This window comes from Kitasatospora sp. NPDC057512, assembly GCF_042802135.1.
Taxonomy (GTDB): domain Bacteria; phylum Actinomycetota; class Actinomycetes; order Streptomycetales; family Streptomycetaceae; genus Kitasatospora.
This window is the reverse complement of record NZ_JBHVET010000100.1, coordinates 1-16,271: the sequence shown is the minus strand read 5'-3', so window position 1 is coordinate 16,271 and position 16,271 is coordinate 1. Positions and strand designations below refer to the sequence as shown.

Genomic DNA, 16,271 nt, shown 5'->3' with positions numbered 1-16,271 from the left:
GGTCCGAATCCGGACGGGCCCTTCCGCGTTCGCGGGCGTCAGCGCGAGCGGCGCGACAGCCGCTCGACGTCCAGCAGGACCACCGCGCGGGCCTCCAGCTTCAGCCAGCCGCGGCCGGCGAAGTCGGCGAGCGCCTTGTTGACCGTCTCGCGGGAGGCGCCGACCAGCTGGGCCAGCTCCTCCTGGGTGAGGTCGTGGGCGACGTGGATGCCCTCCTCGGACTGCACGCCGAACCGGCGGGAGAGGTCCAGCAGGGCCTTGGCGACGCGGCCGGGCACGTCGGAGAAGACCAGGTCGGACATCACGTCGTTGGTGCGGCGCAGGCGGCGGGCGATGGCCCGCAGCAGCGCGATGGAGACCTCGGGGCGGGCGTGCAGCCAGGGCTGGAGGTCGCCGTGGCCGAGGCCCAGCAGCTTGACCTCGGTCAGCGCGCTGGCGGTCGCGGTGCGCGGGCCCGGGTCGAACAGCGACAGCTCGCCGATCATCTCGCTGGGGCCGAGCACGGCGAGCATGTTCTCGCGGCCGTCCGGGGAGGCGCGGTGCAGCTTGACCTTGCCCTCCGCCACGACGTACAGCCGGTCGCCCGGGTCGCCCTCGTGGAACAGCGACTCCCCACGGGCGAGGGTGACCTCGGTCATGGAAGCGCGCAGCTCGCCGGCCTGTTCGTCGTCGAGTGCCGCGAAGAGTGCGGCGCGCCGCAGAACGTCGTCCACGTGCTTCCTCCTTCTCGGCCGTACGGCGGGTGGGCCGTCCGGCGCAAGTTCCGTTCAGTGTTCTGCATCACCAAGCATGGCGCATGTCGCTCCGATCATATGAGGAGGGGGTGTGTCGGGGTGTGCGGTGCGGGGCCATTCGTACCGGCGGACCACGGGTCGGGCCCGGGAACGGGAGGCCTCCGGCGGTTGTCGATCGAACTCTTGTCCGTCCGACTCGAACGGGGAATCGCCCTCATCGTGCGGAGTCCGGTGCCCGGCGCCCGCAGGCATATGTTTCACGGATAAATTACCTGTTAATCTTTTGTGCATGGTCACCACCGCCCAGTTCCGCCAGGCGCTTCGGGTCGGTCCGGCCGGGGATGGCTGGCACAAGCCCGCGCTCAGCGCCGTGGTCACCCTCGGCGCGCTCAACCTCACCCTGCTCGGCCTCGGCCGGCTCGACCTCGCCCTCTACACCTCGGCCGGCGGCCTGGGCGCGCTGTACGGGCACGGCCTGCCGTACCGGGCCCGGGCCCGGATGCTGGTCGGCGTGTTGCTCGGGACCGTGCTCAGCACCGGCGCCGCCCTCACCGCCGCCGCGCTGACCCGCGACGCCGCCGTCCTGGTCGCGGTGGCGGCGGTGCTCGCCGCCCTGCACAAGCTGCTCTGCGACGCCGCCCGGGTCGGCCCGCCCGGCAGTCTGATCATCACCTTCACCTCCTCCAGCTGCGCCTTCGTCCCGCAGCGACTCGGTGAGGTCCCGCCGCACCTGGCGCTCACCGCGCTCGGCGCCGCACTGGCCTGGCTGGTCTGCATGGCCCCGGCCCTGGTGCGCCCGTACGGGCCCGAGCGGATCGCCACCGCCCGCGCCCTGGAGGCCGCGGCCCGGCTGCTGCGGACCGGGCCCGGCCGGCCGGACGCCCCAGCCCGCACCGCCCTGGTCGGCGCGGTCGAGGCGGCCCGGCAGAGCCTCGCGCTCTCCATCCCGGCCAGGCGGCGCGCCCTCGGCGACGCGCCCGAGCGGCTGCTGGTGCGCGCGGAGGCCGCGCTCGTCGGCCCGGCCCGGCCCGAGGACGCCGCGCGGTACCTCGGCTGGGCCCGCGACCTCCGGCGCGGCCGTCCGCTGCCGTCGCTCGACCTCACCGAGGCCGAAGCGGCGGAGGCGGCCGAGACGGTGGCCGCGGCCGCCCGCCGGCCCGGCCCCCGGCCGCCGCTGCGGCGGGCACTGCGACCGGGTTCGGCGCTGCTGCCGATCGCGCTGCGGGTCGCGGTCGGCTGCGTCGCCGCCGGGTGGCTCTCGCTGGCGCTCGGCGTCGGCCGGCCGTACTGGGCGGTGGTCACCGCGGCCTCGGTGTTCCAGGCCAACAGCACGCTGTCCTGGCAGCGCGCGCTGCAGCGGGTGCTGGGCAACCTGCTCGGCCTGCTGCTGTTCACCGCCGCGCTGCCCGTCGCCCACTCGGGCCCGGTGGCGCTGATCGGGCTCGGGCTGCTCTGCCAGTTCGGCGCGGAGGCGACGATCGCCCGCAGCTACTGGCTGGCGACGGTCTTCGTGACCCCGATGGCGCTGCTGATGACGGAGTTCGCGGGCCCGCAGCAGGCCGGGACGCTGGTCGCCGACCGCTGGCTGGACACCTGCGTCGGCGCGCTCGCCGGCCTCGCGGCCTGCCTGCTGGTCACCAACCGCCGCACCGCCGCCCGGCTGGCCCGCGCCCTGGCCGGAGCCGAGGCCGCCGGCCACCGGGCCCTGGCCGCCGTCTCCGCCGTCTCCGCCGTCTCCGCGGCGAGCGCCCCGGAGGCGCGCGCCGCCCGTACCGGCCTCGCCACCGCCCTGCTGGAACTGCGCGAGGCCACCGACACCGCCGCCGGCGAGTGGCGCCGCCCCGCCCTCCCGCACCAGCGCGCCGCCGCCACCGAGCAGCGGGCCCACCACCTGCTGGCCGCCCTGCTGGAACGCCGCGGCCGCGGGGACCTGCCGGACACGCCCTAGGATCGACAGGGTCGAAGCCGACCGGCAGGCCGCAGAACGGGAGCAGCACGCGTGGAGGACGTCGTCGCAGGTGTGCTGCGCCAGTGGGAGCGGGCCTACCCGGGGCTGGACACCGGTCCGATCGCCGTCCTGGGCCGGATCAACCGCTGCGCCGCCCTGCTCCAGCAGACCCCCGACCCGCTCACCCGGGCCGGCCTCACCCGCGCCGAGTTCGACATCCTCGGCGCCCTGCTCCGCCTCGACCGCGAGCTGACCCCCACCCAGCTCGCCCGGGAGAGCTTCGCCTCCGGCGCGGCCGTCACCAAGCGCCTGCGGCTGCTGGAGGAGCGCGGCCTGGTCAGCCGCCGCACCGACGACCGGGACCGCCGGGTCGCCCACCTCGCGCTCACCGAGCAGGGCCGCACCCTGGTGGACGGGCTGATCCAGGAGCTGGTCGCCTACGACCGCGCCCTGCTGGCCGGCCTCACCCCCGCCGAGCAGGACCGGCTCGCCGAGGCCCTCAGCGGCCTGCTGAACAGCCTGGAGGGGACGATCGGCCGCACCCCGGGCTGAGTCGGCGGGCCCTGGCTGCTGGCTCGACGGACTCCGACGGAGCGTCAACGGCGCTTCCCCGGTGGGAAAGTATGCTCGCGGTGCGGCGGCGCGTCGGGTACGAAGCGGGCTCCGTACGTCGCGTGCGGCGTGTCGAGTCGTCTACCGGGAGCTCCCCTTGGGCCACAGCGCGGACCGAACCGGCGGCGATCGTTTCCGGCCGAAGCGCCCGGGCGGCCCGGCCGACCCCCTCGCGCGGCTCACCCGGGGCATCGTGGCCGCGATCGCCGTCGGCTTCTGCGCCGCCTCGGCGGTGGCCACGGTCCGCAACCACGACGGTCTGGCCTACCAACTACCCGCCGTCGCCCTCCTGTTGGTCCTGCTCGGCTTCCAGCTCGGGCACGCCGGCCCGTGGCGCCTGGCGCGGCGCTGGTGGCCGTGGAGCCTGGTCGCCCACGGGGTGCTCACCTACCTGCCCTTCCTGCTCCTCGACGGGACGTGGGTCGGCATCCCCGGCTCCTTCGCGGGATCGGTGCTGCTGACCGTCGCGGCGCCGCGCTCCTGGGCGCTGGCCGCCGCGCTGGTGGCCGCCCAGTACCCGATCTGCGCGGCGCTGGGCGGGAACACCGGCCAGTGCGTCAACGCGTCGGTGTCCACCGCCGTGGGCGGCATCGTGGTGTACGGGGTGGCCCGACTCGCCGACCTGATCGCCGAGTTGCGGGCGGCCCGTACCGAGCTGGCCGAGCTCGCGGTGGACCGGGAGCGGCTGCGCTTCGCGCGCGACCTGCACGACCTGCTCGGCTCCAGCCTCTCGGTGGCGGCGCTGAAGTGCCAGCTCGTCGAGCGGCTGGCCGGGGAGGACCCGGAGCGGGCCCGCGCGGAGCTCGCCGAGGTGTCGGCGCTGGTGCGACAGGCGATGGCGGACACCCGCCGGCTCTCCAGCGGCGACGTCCGGATGTCCCTGGCGCGGGAGGCGAGTTCGGCGGTCGCGGCGCTGCGGGCGGCCGGGATCGAGGTCGAGGCCGAACTGGACTGCGAGGGGCTGCGGCCCGAACTCGACGCGGTGCTGGCCACCGTGCTGCGCGAGGCGGTCACCAACCTGCTGCGGCACAGCGCGGCCCGGTGCTGCGGGATCCGGGTCGGCCGGGACGACCTCGGTGCGGTGCGCCTGGTGGTCTCCAACGACGGTGTTCCGGACGAACCCGGCGACGTACCAAGAGAGTTGGGCGAGCCCCCGGACGAACCGGGCGGCGCGCCGCGGGTACCGGGAGGCGGGCGCGGCATCGGGAACCTCACCGAGCGGCTGCGGTCGGTCGGCGGCCGGCTGACCTCCGAGCGGGACGGAGCGGGCTGGTTCCACCTCGCGGCCGTCGTCGAGGCCGCGCCCGCCGGGTCGACCGCCCGCGCCGCCTGACCGGTCCGCCTGCCCCCGTACGACGGGCCGGTCCGCGCGGCCCGGCTACTCGCGCATCCCCATCGCCTCGGCCGGTTCCCGCCGCAGCGCCAGCCAGGTGGTCAGCAGGACGGTGCCCGCCCCCAGCAGCGCCGTCCCGCCCAGCACCGCGGCCGCCCAACTCCCGGGCGGCACGGGCCAGGACGGTCCGCCGAGCGCCAGGCTGACCGGGACCAGGACGGCGGCGGTGACCGCCGTGCCGAGGACGAGCGCCACGGCGACCGTGATCCCGCCCTCCCAGGCCATCATCCGCAGCACCTGGCGGCGCGTGGTCCCCACCAGCCGCAGCAGCGCGAACTCGCGCAGCCGCTCGGACGTGGCCATCACCATGGTGTTGACGACGGAGATGGCGGTGAACAGGCTGATGACGCCGAGCAGCAGCCGGGCCACCGCGGTGGCCGCCTCCTGCTGATGCCGGCGTGCCGCGTCGTAGTCGGCCCGGTCGCTGATCCGGGCCATCGGGTAGGCCGAGGTGAGCCCCTGGAGTTCCCGGGTCACCTGCCCAGGGTCGGCACCGGGGGCCGTGCGGACCAGCACGGTCGGGGCGAGCAGGTCCGGCAGGTGGGCGGCGGCGAATCCGGTGGGCAGCAACGCGTCGGCGAAGTGGTCCTCGCGCTCGTAGACGGCCGCCACCGTGGCGGTGCTGTCGCTGCCGTCCTCCCAGCGGATCCGGACCGGGGCGCCGACGCCGGCCTTGAGGCGGGAGGCCGTCCGCTGCCCCAGGGCGATGCTCTCGCCGCGCAGCCGGTCCAGCGAGCCGGCCGTCACCCCGGGGTCGACCAGCTGTTCCAGCCCCTGCGGGTCCACGATCCGGGCGTCCGCCCCGTAGGAGGCGCCGACGTCCGCCGCGGAGCCCGAGGACACCATGACGAAGCCGGGGACCAGGCCGCCGGCCGCCCCGACACCGGGCAACCCGCGGACGGCTTCGGTGAATTCCGTCGGCAGTCCGATTCCCCTTGCCTGGGCCACGTGGTCGGCCAGCAGCCGTCGGCCCTCCTCGGCCGCGCCGGCCTGTGCCTTGACGACCGGGACGAACAGCATGCTGCCGTTGAAGGCCACCGCCAGCACCAGCGGGGTGACGGCGGCCGCGAAGCGGCGGGGCTGGGCCCGCAGGGAGGCGGAGGCGAGGAACCCGGCGACCGGGAAGAGCAGGCCCACCGGCCCGCCGATCACCACACTGGCGACCCGGCCGATCACCGGCCCGAGCAGGGCCACCCCGAGCAGCAGCGGCACCACCATGCCCTCGGCCGTACCGGCCCCGTCGCGGCCGCCCGTCGAGTGGGCCAGCACCACGCCGCAGACGGCGAGCGTCGCCAGCCCGAGGCAGGCACGGATCCGGCCGATCCGCGGCGGCGGCGCCGAGGCGTCGCGCAGCGCCCGGGTGGGTTCGACCCGGGAGGCCCGGCGCGCGGCGGCCCGGACGGCCAGCTGGGCGGTGACGACGGTGCCGCCGAGGACGACCAGCGGGGCGGTCGGCCCGACGTGCAGCGGCACGTCCGGGCCGATCACCCCGCGGTCGACCAGTACGTCCCGCAGCAGCGCGGCGAGGCCGGTCCCGACCGGGAGGCCGACGACCGCGGCCGCGAGGGTCAGCACCAGCGTCTCCAGCGCGATCATCCGCCGCACCTGCCCGGTGGTGGCGCCGACCGCCCGCAGCAGGGCCATCTCGCGCAGCCGCTGCTGGACGGAGAGCGCGAGCGCCCCGGCCACCACGAAGGTCGAGACGAGCAGCGACAGGACGCCCATCGTCCCGGCGAGCGAGGAGAGGCCGTCCCCGGGCCCGGACGTGCCGGTGAGCTCCAGCTCGCCGCGCTCGTCGCCGGTGTGCACCCGGGGCCCGGACCAGTCCGGCTCGCCGTCGCGGGCCCGTGCCTCGGCGAGCGCCCGCCGCGCCTGCTCGGCCAGCGCCCGCGGGTCGGCCCCCTCCGTGACGGTGAGCCCGATCGCGTCCGCGCCGGTCGTCGTCCCGGCGAGCCGGGCGGCCTGCCCGGGACTGAAGAAGAGCGCGCTCTGGCGGGACAACTCCCGTGGCGGCGCGGCCAGTCCGGACACGGTGTAGTCGCGCGGCGCCCCGGTGGTGGCCAGCCGTACGGTGCCGCCGGGCGCGACCCCGGCGCGGGCGGCCGTCGCGGTGTCGAGTACCACCTCGTCCGGCCCGGCCGGGGCGCGGCCGGAGGCCAGCCGGAACGGGGCGAGGGCGGCGCTCGTCCAGGAGTGCCCGAGCGAGGGGCCGCCCCGCGGTCCGGACAGGACCTGCCCGTCGGCGGTGGCCACGGCCGCCGGGAAGGAGACCTCGGGGAGGGCGGCGGAGACACCGGGCAGTTCGGCGAGTGCGCCGGTCAGCGGTCCGGCGTCCGGGATGCGATGGCCGTCGCCGATCACGACGGGGGCCGCGGCGTACCGTTCGGTGGGCGTGCCCGCGCGCAGGCCGGACTCCAGCAGGACCCCGCAGGCGGTGGTCAGGACCAGGGCGCAGAGGAGCGCGGTGAAGGCGCCGACGAAGCCCGCCTTCCGGGCCCGTACCGTCCGCCAGGCCAGCTTCCACACGTGGCTCAGCCCCCCGCTGGTACGCCCTCGACGACATCGCGAGCCTAGCTCCGGGTGCTTCGGCCGGAATTCCCTACGTGGACGAAGGAAGGCCTCGGTGAGCCGCGCCGTGGGCCGTCCGCGGCCGGATCCATGGGAAACGCACGGTCCGTCAAGCCGTCAAGCCGTGGATCCGGTGATCCGGTGCCCCGACACCTCCGGGTTGACGGGTCACCGGGAGCGATCCGGACCCACCGTCGGCAGCCAGCCCATCTCCTCGGCGATCCGGATCGCGTCGACCCGGCCGCGCCCGCCGGTCTTGGCCACCGCGGCGGCCAGGTGGTTGCGCGCGGTGCCCGTCGAGACGAACAGCCGGGCGGCGATCCCGCTGACGGAGTCCCCCCGCGCCGCGAGCCGCAGCACCTCCGACTCCCGGGGCGTCAGCGGGTTCTTCCGGGTGTCCAGGGCGGCCAGCGCCAGCTCCGGGTCGACGACGCGCTCACCGGCGGCCACCTTCCGGATCGCCGCGGCCAGCTCCCGGGCCGGGGCGTCCTTCCCGAGGAAGCCGAGCGCACGGGCGGAGAGCGCGGCGCGCAGGTGGGCGGGTCGCACCAGTCCGGTGAGGATCAGTGTCCGGCAGCCGGGGAGCTTCTCGTGCAGTTCGGCGGCCGCCCGCAGCCCGTCCAGTCCGGGCAGGTCGATGTCGAGCACCGCGACGTCCGGGCGCACCTCCAGGGCGGTCGGCACCACCAGGTCCCCGCGCTCCACGTCGGCGACGACCTCCAGGTCCTCCTCGTACGCGAGGAGGGCCATCAGCGCACCGCGCACCATGCTCATGTCCTCTGCCAGCAGGACCCTGATCATCCGCACTCTCCCCCTGTCAGGTGACGGCCACGGGCGGAGTTCATTAGACAACAGGCCTTGCCAGGGCCGGTTTCCGTGCTTGATCGGCCCCGAGCGGTCCTCCGGTCGGCGTAGCCTTCGTGCATGGCAGAGAGCAAGGTCCGGAAGGCCGTGGCGAAGAAGCCGGTGGCGAAGACGGCGGCGGTGAAGCCGAGGAAGCCGGAATCGCACCTGGCGATGGTGCGGCGGGCCCGGCGGATCAACCGCGAGCTGGCGGAGCTGTACCCGTACGCGCACCCGGAGCTGGACTTCGAGAACCCCTTCCAACTGCTGGTGGCCACCGTGCTGTCGGCGCAGACCACCGACCTGCGGGTGAACCAGACCACCCCGGCGCTGTTCGCGAAGTACCCGACGCCGGAGGACATGGCGGCGGCGAACCCGGAGGAGCTGGAGGAGGTCATCCGCCCGACCGGTTTCTTCCGGAACAAGGCGAAGTCGCTCATCGGCCTGTCGATAGCGCTGCGCGACGAGTTCGGCGGGGAGGTCCCCGGTCGGTTGGCCGACCTGGTGACCCTGCCCGGCGTCGGCCGCAAGACCGCCAACGTCGTCCTCGGCAACGCCTTCGGGGTCCCCGGCATCACCGTGGACACCCACTTCGGGCGGCTGGCCCGCCGGTTCGGCTGGACCACCGAGGACGACCCGGTGAAGGTCGAGGCGGCCGTCGCCGAGATCTTCCCGAAGTCGGAGTGGACGATGCTCTCGCACCGGGTGGTCTTCCACGGCCGCCGGATCTGCCACTCCCAGAAGCCCGCCTGCGGCGCCTGCCCGATCGCGCCGCTCTGCCCCTCGTACGGCGAGGGGGAGACCGACCCGGAGAAGGCACGCAAGCTGTTGAAGTACGAGATGGGCGGCCAGCCCGGGCAGCGGCTGCGGCCGCCGGCCGACTTCCCCGGGGAGGCGGCGGCCCGTGCGGACGCCGCCGTCCACCACGGACAGGTCGCGGACCTGGCGGTGGACGCGTGAGCGGGCGGTGCGGGCACCCCGGGCCGGAGGCCGGGGGAGTCGCGCGGGGCATCGAGCTGGACGGGCTGCCGGCCTGGCTGGAGCCGGTCCGGGAGGCGGCCGAGCGGGTGATGCCGGAGCAGCTGAGCCGCTTCCTGCCACCGGCCGAGGGCGGCCGTCCGGCGGCCGTGCTGATGCTGTTCGGCGAGGGCCCGCAGGGGCCGGACCTGCTGCTGATCGAGCGGGCCCGCTCGCTGCGCTCGCACGCCGGGCAGCCGTCCTTCCCGGGCGGCGCGCTGGACCCGGAGGACGGCGATCCGAACGGCCCGGGCCCGATCGCGGCGGCGCTGCGCGAGGCCTGGGAGGAGACCGGCCTGGACCCGGCCGGAGTGCAGGTGTTCGCGGAGCTGCCCCGGCTGTACATCCCGGTGAGCAGCTTCGTGGTGACCCCGGTGCTCGGCTGGTGGCGCGAGGAGTCGCCGGTGCGCCCGGTGGACGCGGCCGAGACCGGCGCGGTGTTCCGGGTCACCGTCGCGGAGCTGGCGGACCCGGCGAACCGGGTGCGGCTGCGCCACCCGTCCGGACACGTCGGGCCGGCCTTCGCGGTCGCCGGGCGGCTGGTCTGGGGCTTCACCGCCGGGGTGATCGACCGGGTGCTGCACCACAGCGGCCTGGAGCTGCCCTGGGACCCGTCCCGGATCGTCGACCTGTCGGACGAGGCGCTGGCCCTGGTCCAGGGCGACCTCGAACACTCCCGGGTGCTGCCGGGCGGCGACGCCGACGCTTCGTGACGGGCCGCCGGCGCGTCCGGCGCGCGGGCCGTGGGAGGGTGTCCGAGTGAACGTCCTGGATGTGCTGCTGATCGCCGCGGCCGTGGCATTCGCCGTGTCGGGCTACCGGCAGGGCTTCGTGGTCGGCGTGCTCTCACTGGTCGGCTTCCTCGGCGGCGGCCTGCTCGCCGTCGAGCTGCTGCCGCTGCTGCTGCTCGACCACATCGGCCCCGGCACGACGGCCTCGGTGGTGGCCGTCGTAGTGGTGATCGTCCTCGCCGCGATCGGCCAGGCGGTCACCGCGCACTTCGGCTGGAAGCTGCGCGGGCACATCGGCCGCCGCCCGGCCCGGGTGCTGGACGCGAGCGGCGGCGCGGTGGTGAACGTCGTCTCGATGCTGCTGGTGGCCTGGCTGATCGGTTCGGCGCTGGCCGGGGCGTCGCTCCCGACGGTCTCCAAGCAGGTCCGGTCCTCGGCGGTCCTCGGCGGGGTGCAGAACGCGCTGCCCGACGACGCGCCGAACTGGTTCTCGGACTTCTCCAAGGTGCTCGCCCGCAACGGCTTCCCGCAGGTCTTCAACCCCTTCGAGCACGAGCCGATCACCCAGGTCGACAGTCCCGACCCCGCGCTGGCCGGCAGCCCGGCGGTGGCGCGGGCCCGGCAGAGCCTGGTCAAGGTGGTCGGCACGGCGACCTCCTGCGGCAAGACCCTGGAGGGCAGCGGCTTCGTCTTCGCCCCGCACCGGGTGATGACCAACGCCCACGTGGTCGGCGGGGTCAACGAGCCGACCGTGCAGATCGGCGGCGTCGGCCAGCTGTACGACGCGACGGTGGTCCGCTACGACTGGCAGCGCGACATCGCCGTCCTGGACGTGCCCAAGCTGAACGCGCCCCCGCTGGCCTTCGCGGGCGAGGCCAGGACCAACGACAGCGCGATCGTGGCCGGCTTCCCGGAGAACGGCGCCTTCAACGTCCAGCCGGCCCGCATCCGCGGCCGGATCCAGGCCAACGGCCCGGACATCTACCACCGCGGCCAGGTGGTCCGCGACGTCTACTCGGTGCGTTCGCTGGTCCGGCAGGGCAACAGCGGCGGACCGCTGCTCACCCCGGACGGCGAGGTGTACGGCGTGGTCTTCGCCAAGTCCCTGGACAGCGCGGACACCGGCTACGTGCTGACCGCGGCCGAGGTGCGCGAGGACGCCGTGCAGGGCGGCACCGCGACCGCCCGGGTGGACACCCAGGGCTGCGCGCTCTGACCGGGGGCGGGCCGACCGTGGTGCGCGGAGACCCGGGGCAGCCGCGCCGGGCCGGGGCGGCCGATATCCGTCGCTCCGTCAGACGGCCCTGGTAGCCTCGGCCGCGCTCACCCGTTCGGCTCAACCGGGCGCCGTCCCGGGGTGGGTCCGACAGGAGGTCGTGGCAGTCCGATGATGGGTCACTCGCACGCGGTGAGCGGGGCGATGCTGTACGCGGCCTCGGCCCCCTTCCTGCCCCCGCTGCTGCTGCACACCACCCTGCAGCCCGCGGACATACTGATGGGCACGGTGCTGTGCGCGGGCGCGGCCCTGCTGCCGGACCTCGACCACCACGACGGCTCGATCGCCAACTTCCTCGGTCCGGTCTCCAAGATGCTCTGCCGCTTCGTGGCCTGGATCTCCGGCGGCCACCGGCACGCCACCCACTCGCTGCTGTTCGTCGCGCTGATGGGCGCCGGCACTTGGGCCGGGGTCACCTACCTGGGCCGCTACTTCACCCTCGGGCTGACCTTCTTCCTGCTGGCGCTCGCGATCCGGGCACTGCGGCTCTGCCCGCCGGGCGACGGTCCGGAGGCGTGGATCACCGTCATCGGCCTGGCCGCGCTCGGCACCTTCGGGATGAACACCTGGATGCCCAACTCGCCCGGCTGGCTGCCGTACGCGGTGGCCCTGGGCACGCTGGCGCACCTGCTCGGCGACTGCCTGACCAAGAAGGGCGCGCCGCTGCTCTGGCCGCACAAGGAGCGCTACGAGGTCGTGCTGATCAAGCGCAGCGGCAACAGCGTCGAGACCAAGGTGCTGGTGCCGATCATGTCGGTGGCGACCTTCGTCCTGCTCTGGTTCACCGCGCTGTCGCCGACGATCGTCAACTGAGACGACCGTCAACTGAGACGACCGTGAGGTGGACGCGGCGCGAGGCCTCAGGTCTCGCGCCGCAGTCGTGCGCCCACCCAGCGGGCGCGTCGGCCGAGGATGCGGGGGATGCCGAGCTGCCGCCGCTCCGTGCGCTGACGGCCGTCGGGGCCGTCGAAACCGAGGTCGTCCGCCCGGTCGGGCCGGTGGGCGGAGCGCTGGGGGCTGTTGTGACGTCGGCCGCGCGGGGCGCCGCCGCTTTCGGGCATCCAACTCATACCGGAAGGGATGCCCCTGGGCCGGTGGAGGTAACCGCCCGGGCCTCGCCGAAATTGGCCTATGCGGTTGTCATATGAGCGTAAAGATAGGGGAGTTGGAGCCGGGAGCCCTTCCCGTGGACCCCACGTACGGCCGCGTCCCCGCCCCGGTGCGGCCGGGCCCCCGGTCCGTACGGCCGCGTCCGTCGACGCACGGGGTCATTCCTTGTGGCGGCCGATCCAGTCCAGCAGCTCGGCGGTGAACTCCTCCGGCGCCTCCTCGTGCGGGAAGTGCCCGACCCCCGGCAGCAGCCGCCAGCGGTACGGCGCCGCGACGTACTCGCCGCCGCCGAGCGCGGTGTGCGACAGCAGCACCGGGTCCGCGGCGCCCTGGACGTGCAGGGTCGGCGCGGTGATCGGCTTCTTCATCCGCCGGGCGAACTGGATGCCGTCCGGCCGGGCCATCGAGCGCAGCAGCCAGCGGTACGGCTCGATCGAGCAGTGGGCCGTGCTGGGGATCTGGATCGCCTGCCGGTACGCGTGCAGCGCGGCCTCGTCCAGGCCGTTCGGACCGGTCCAGGAGGTCAGGTAGCGGCCGACCAGCTCGGCGTCGTCGGCCACCAGGCGGCGCTCCGGTATCCACGGCCGCTGGAAGCCCAGCACGTGGTCGAAGGCGGCGAACTGCCGGCGGTCGGTCAGCAGCGCCCGGCGCAGGTCCCGCGGGTGCGCGGCGGAGACCACGGTGAGGCTCTGGATGACGGACGGCCGCATCACCGCCGCCACCCAGGCCAGGGTGCCGCCGGAGGCGTGCCCGACCAGGTGCGCCCGGCGCTCGCCGAGGGAGCGGATCACCCCGGTGATGTCCAGGGCGAGGTTGCCCGGGTCGTACCCGCGCGGGGTGCGGTCGCTGCCGCCGATGCCGCGCAGGTCGAGCGCCACCGCCCGGTAGCCGGCCTCGGCGAGCGCGGTCAGCTGGTGGCGCCAGGCCCACCAGTACTCGGGCCAGCCGTGCACCAGCAGCACCAGCGGGCCGGAGCCCAGCTCGGCGATGTGGAAGCGGGCGCCGTTGGCCGCGAGGTCGCGGTGCGTCCACGGGCCGGGCTGCCGGATGCTCCAGGCCTCGCCGCCCTCTGCCGAGGTACCGAAAGAGAGCGGGCTGTTGTCCTCGGGACCGGTGTCCTCGGAGGCGGCGCCGGGGCCTCCAGGGCCTTCGGTAGTGAGCCCGGCGCCGGAGTCGGGGCCGGAGTCGGGGCCGGAGTCGGCGGACGGCTGCGCGGGCACGGGCGTCTGGTCAAGCGGCATACCGAGAGCGTGTCACATTCGCGCGCCTGACACGTGCCCGGCACTCGTTGTCGGCCGGTCCGGCGCCCGTCGACGCGGCGCCGTCCGCCTCCTGCCGTTGCCCTGCTGCTGGCCTGGCGTCGTCCTGCTGCCGCCCTGTTGCCCTGCCGCCTGCCGCCCTGCCGTCGCCCTGTCGGCGCCGGGCCGGTGACGGGACGCCGGTTACGGGATGCGGCCGAAGGCCCGGTCGATCTCCTCCTGGGTGGCCGGGCGCGGCCGGGCGTTCTTCAGCACGTCGGCGGTCTTCTGGGCGCCCTCGATGGTGCGCACCGGCTTCTCGATCTTCTTGAACGAGCGCCAGGCCAGCATCCCGAGCAGCACCGCGAGCAGCAGGTAGGCGCCCGCCACGATCAGGAAGGACCAGCCCAGCGACAGGCCCAGGGCGTGGATGCCGAAGGCCGCCGCGGCGCTCAGCATCGGGATGGAGAACAGCGCCACCACGCCGGCGACGATCAGCGAGACGCCGCCCGAGACGCCGCGCTTGACGTCCGCCCGGATCTCGGACTTGGCGAGCGCGATCTCGTCGTGGACCAGCGCGGACAGGTCGGCGGTGGCCGCCGCGAACAGCTGCCCCACCGAACGCTCGCCCTCGTAGGGCGCCCGGCCGTTGCTGGACGGGTCTGCGGCTCCTGCGGGCATCAGCGGTTCTCCTCTGCGGCTGTACGGCGTGACGCCGCCGCGGGTGTGCGGTTCCGGGGGCCGGTGGGGGGTCCGGAGGCGTCTGTGGGTTGTCGACAGCTCAGAATCATGCCCCTACCGGTCAGTCGGACACCACTCCGGGGCCCCGCCGGAGGGACGTGTCCCGGCGGCCGGGGCGGTCCGGGCGCCTTCGTAGGGGTGCTCCGGGCGTCGCCGTCGGGGTGGTCCGGGTGCCGCCGTCGGGGCGGTCCGGGTACCGCCGACGGGGCGGTCCGAGCGTTCATGCCGTACCCCTCGGGGCGGCTCCCGGAGCGGTTTTCCGGAGGGTTCTCCGAGGGCGCTCCGGGGGCTCTCCCCGGAGCCTCAGCCGGGCTGTCCGGGCCGGTCCCGGGTGCCGGGGGCGGGGTCCTGCCCCTCGTCGGTCGTCGGGCGGGCCGCCTCGCCGACCCGCGCCCGCCAGGCCGGGTCGTCCTCCTGGTAGACGTCCGGGACGCCGTCCCCGTCCAGGTCCCGGTCCTCCTCCTCGCACAGCTCGCGGTAGTGCCGGTTGCGCAGCTTCAACAGGACCGTGGCGACCGTCGCGGCGAGCACCGAGCCGACCAGCACCGCCGTCTTGGCCCGGGCGGCGAGCGCCGGGTCGTCCGGGAAGGCCAGCTCACTGATCAGCAGTGAGACGGTGAAACCTATGCCCGCGAGCACCGAGACCGCGACCATGTCGGCCCACTTGAGCCTTGGGTTCAGCTCGGCCCTGGTGAACCGGGCGGTCAGCCAGGCGCCGCCCAGCACGCCCACCGACTTGCCGACCAGCAGGCCGATCACGATGCCGAGCGGTGCGGCCTGGGTGAACACCTCGCGCAGCTTCGGACCGGAGACGGCCACCCCGGCCGAGAACAGTGCGAACACCGGGACGGCCAGGCCGGCCGAGAGCGGGCGGACCAGGTGCTCGATGTGCTCGCCGGGGGAGTGCTGCTCGTCGCCCTCCCGGTGGCAGCGGAGCATCAGGCCCATCGCGACGCCCGCCACCGTGGCGTGGATGCCGCTCTCGTGCATCAGCGCCCAGGTCACGACGGCCAGCGGCACGAAGAGGTACCAGCCGTGGACGCCGCGCCGGTGCAGGAACCAGAACAGCACCAGCCCGGCGAAGGCGAGGCCGAGCGCCCAGAACTTGATGCCGTGGCTGTAGAAGATCGCGATGATCAGGATCGCGATCAGGTCGTCGACGACCGCCAGGGTGAGCAGGAAGGCGCGCAGCGCGGACGGCAGGTGGCTGCCGACCACGGCCAGCACACCGAGCGCGAAGGCGATGTCGGTGGCGGTCGGGATCGCCCAGCCGCCGGGGTGCCCGCCGTTGCCGGAGTTCACCAGGGCGAAGAGGATCGCGGGCAGCGCCACCCCGCAGACGGCGGCGACCACGGGCAGCAGCGCGGCACTGGGCGTGCGCAGCTCACCCGCGACGAACTCGCGCTTGAGTTCGATCCCGGCGACGAAGAAGAAGATCGTCAGCAGGCCGTCCTTGGCCCAGGTGGCCAGGGAGAGGTCGAGGTGGAGCGGGGCGGAGGGGCCGACGGTGTAGTCGAGCACGCTCTGGTAGGCCTGCGGCCAGACGTTGGCCCAGATCAGCGCGATGACGGCGGCGCCCAGCAGCAGCATGCCGCCGACCGTCTCGGTGCGCAGGGCGTCGGTGATGAAGGTGCGCTCGGGCAGTGACAGCCGGCCGAGGAACTGCCGGCGGCGGTTCGTCGGCTCGTGGACGGGCGGCTGGTCGGTCACGGGGACCTCCTGGGGCTGGGAGCGGCAACGGATGCACGGGTGGTGCAGTTGCCGACCAGACTTCCCGGCGCGCCCTGTGACGCCCGCGACTCCTGTCAGGGATCTTGATGCGTCCTTAATAGTCTAGCGGGACGTTTGGGTGACATCCGGATTGTCCTATCCAAGGACTTAAGCCCTACGGGCCGGTTCTGCACTCCGGAGGAGCAGTGGCCCGGCACCCGAACGGCCGCTCTGTATCCGAACGGGTGCGGATGAGGCAGCTGACGGAGCGGTTGACGGAACGACTGACGAGACGGCTGGCGAAACAGCTGGCGAAACGGCTGTGCCCCGGACGGTGATCACCGTCCGGG

General features: G+C 74.7%; 14 protein-coding genes. 7 read left to right on the top strand and 7 right to left on the bottom strand.

The features are described from left to right. Positions 1–38: 38 nt before the first annotated feature. The gene (locus tag ACFU6K_RS09950) at positions 39–713 is read right to left on the bottom strand and encodes a Crp/Fnr family transcriptional regulator (RefSeq protein WP_030288117.1); all 675 of its coding nucleotides are present in this window, start codon (positions 711–713) and stop codon (positions 39–41) included. Positions 714–1,023: 310 nt separating this feature from the next. On the opposite strand from ACFU6K_RS09950, the gene ACFU6K_RS09945 reads away from it, so the two are divergent. From ACFU6K_RS09945 to ACFU6K_RS09935, 3 genes are all read left to right on the top strand, one after another. Further along, complete coding sequence (locus tag ACFU6K_RS09945) at positions 1,024–2,682, top strand: FUSC family protein (protein WP_380662023.1); 1,659 nt, start codon at positions 1,024–1,026, stop codon at positions 2,680–2,682. 51 nt (positions 2,683–2,733) lie between these two features. Continuing rightward, positions 2,734–3,234, top strand: coding sequence for a MarR family winged helix-turn-helix transcriptional regulator (locus ACFU6K_RS09940; protein WP_380662022.1), 501 nt, complete (start codon positions 2,734–2,736; stop codon positions 3,232–3,234). Positions 3,235–3,391: 157 nt separating this feature from the next. Continuing rightward, complete coding sequence (locus tag ACFU6K_RS09935; protein ID WP_380662021.1) at positions 3,392–4,627, top strand: sensor histidine kinase; 1,236 nt, start codon at positions 3,392–3,394, stop codon at positions 4,625–4,627. 45 nt (positions 4,628–4,672) lie between these two features. Here ACFU6K_RS09935 and ACFU6K_RS09930 read toward each other — a convergent pair whose 3' ends face one another. Both ACFU6K_RS09930 and ACFU6K_RS09925 read right to left on the bottom strand, forming a co-directional pair. Next, positions 4,673–7,213: an FtsX-like permease family protein gene (locus tag ACFU6K_RS09930; RefSeq protein ID WP_380662020.1), complete on the bottom strand. Its 2,541-nt coding sequence runs from the start codon at positions 7,211–7,213 to the stop codon at positions 4,673–4,675. 210 nt (positions 7,214–7,423) lie between these two features. Then, a complete protein-coding gene (locus ACFU6K_RS09925; protein WP_380662019.1) occupies positions 7,424–8,056 on the bottom strand; it encodes a DNA-binding response regulator in 633 nt (210 codons plus the stop codon). Between the two features lie 123 nt (positions 8,057–8,179). Here ACFU6K_RS09925 and nth point away from each other — a divergent pair, with 123 nt between their 5' ends. The 4 genes from nth (at position 8,180) to ACFU6K_RS09905 (ending at position 11,935) form a co-directional block, all read left to right on the top strand. After that, positions 8,180–9,058, top strand: a complete 879-nt coding sequence (gene nth / locus ACFU6K_RS09920; protein ID WP_380662017.1) for an endonuclease III — start codon at positions 8,180–8,182, stop codon at positions 9,056–9,058. Further along, on the top strand, positions 9,055–9,828 hold the full coding sequence (locus ACFU6K_RS09915; protein WP_380662015.1) for an NUDIX hydrolase: 774 nt from the start codon (positions 9,055–9,057) through the stop codon (positions 9,826–9,828). Before nth ends, ACFU6K_RS09915 begins: the two co-directional genes overlap by 4 nt. A gap of 46 nt (positions 9,829–9,874) precedes the next feature. Further along, entirely contained in the window at positions 9,875–11,062 is a 1,188-nt protein-coding gene (locus tag ACFU6K_RS09910; protein WP_380662014.1) for a MarP family serine protease, read from the top strand. A gap of 171 nt (positions 11,063–11,233) precedes the next feature. Continuing rightward, positions 11,234–11,935 carry a metal-dependent hydrolase gene (locus ACFU6K_RS09905; RefSeq protein WP_049652147.1) on the top strand — a complete coding sequence of 234 codons (702 nt, stop codon included), beginning with the start codon at positions 11,234–11,236 and terminating at the stop codon, positions 11,933–11,935. Between the two features lie 47 nt (positions 11,936–11,982). On the opposite strand, the gene ACFU6K_RS09900 is transcribed toward ACFU6K_RS09905, so the two are convergent. The 4 genes from ACFU6K_RS09900 to nhaA form a co-directional block, all read right to left on the bottom strand. After that, positions 11,983–12,192 (bottom strand): hypothetical protein, encoded by a 210-nt coding sequence (locus ACFU6K_RS09900; protein WP_159028462.1) that lies wholly within the window; start codon positions 12,190–12,192, stop codon positions 11,983–11,985. Positions 12,193–12,390: 198 nt separating this feature from the next. Then, entirely contained in the window at positions 12,391–13,473 is a 1,083-nt protein-coding gene (locus ACFU6K_RS09895) for an alpha/beta fold hydrolase (RefSeq protein ID WP_380662012.1), read from the bottom strand. Between the two features lie 201 nt (positions 13,474–13,674). After that, on the bottom strand, positions 13,675–14,151 hold the full coding sequence (locus ACFU6K_RS09890; RefSeq protein WP_049652144.1) for a phage holin family protein: 477 nt from the start codon (positions 14,149–14,151) through the stop codon (positions 13,675–13,677). Between the two features lie 363 nt (positions 14,152–14,514). After that, on the bottom strand, positions 14,515–15,921 hold the full coding sequence (gene nhaA, locus ACFU6K_RS09885; protein ID WP_380662010.1) for a Na+/H+ antiporter NhaA: 1,407 nt from the start codon (positions 15,919–15,921) through the stop codon (positions 14,515–14,517). Between the last annotated feature and the right edge of the window lie 350 nt (positions 15,922–16,271).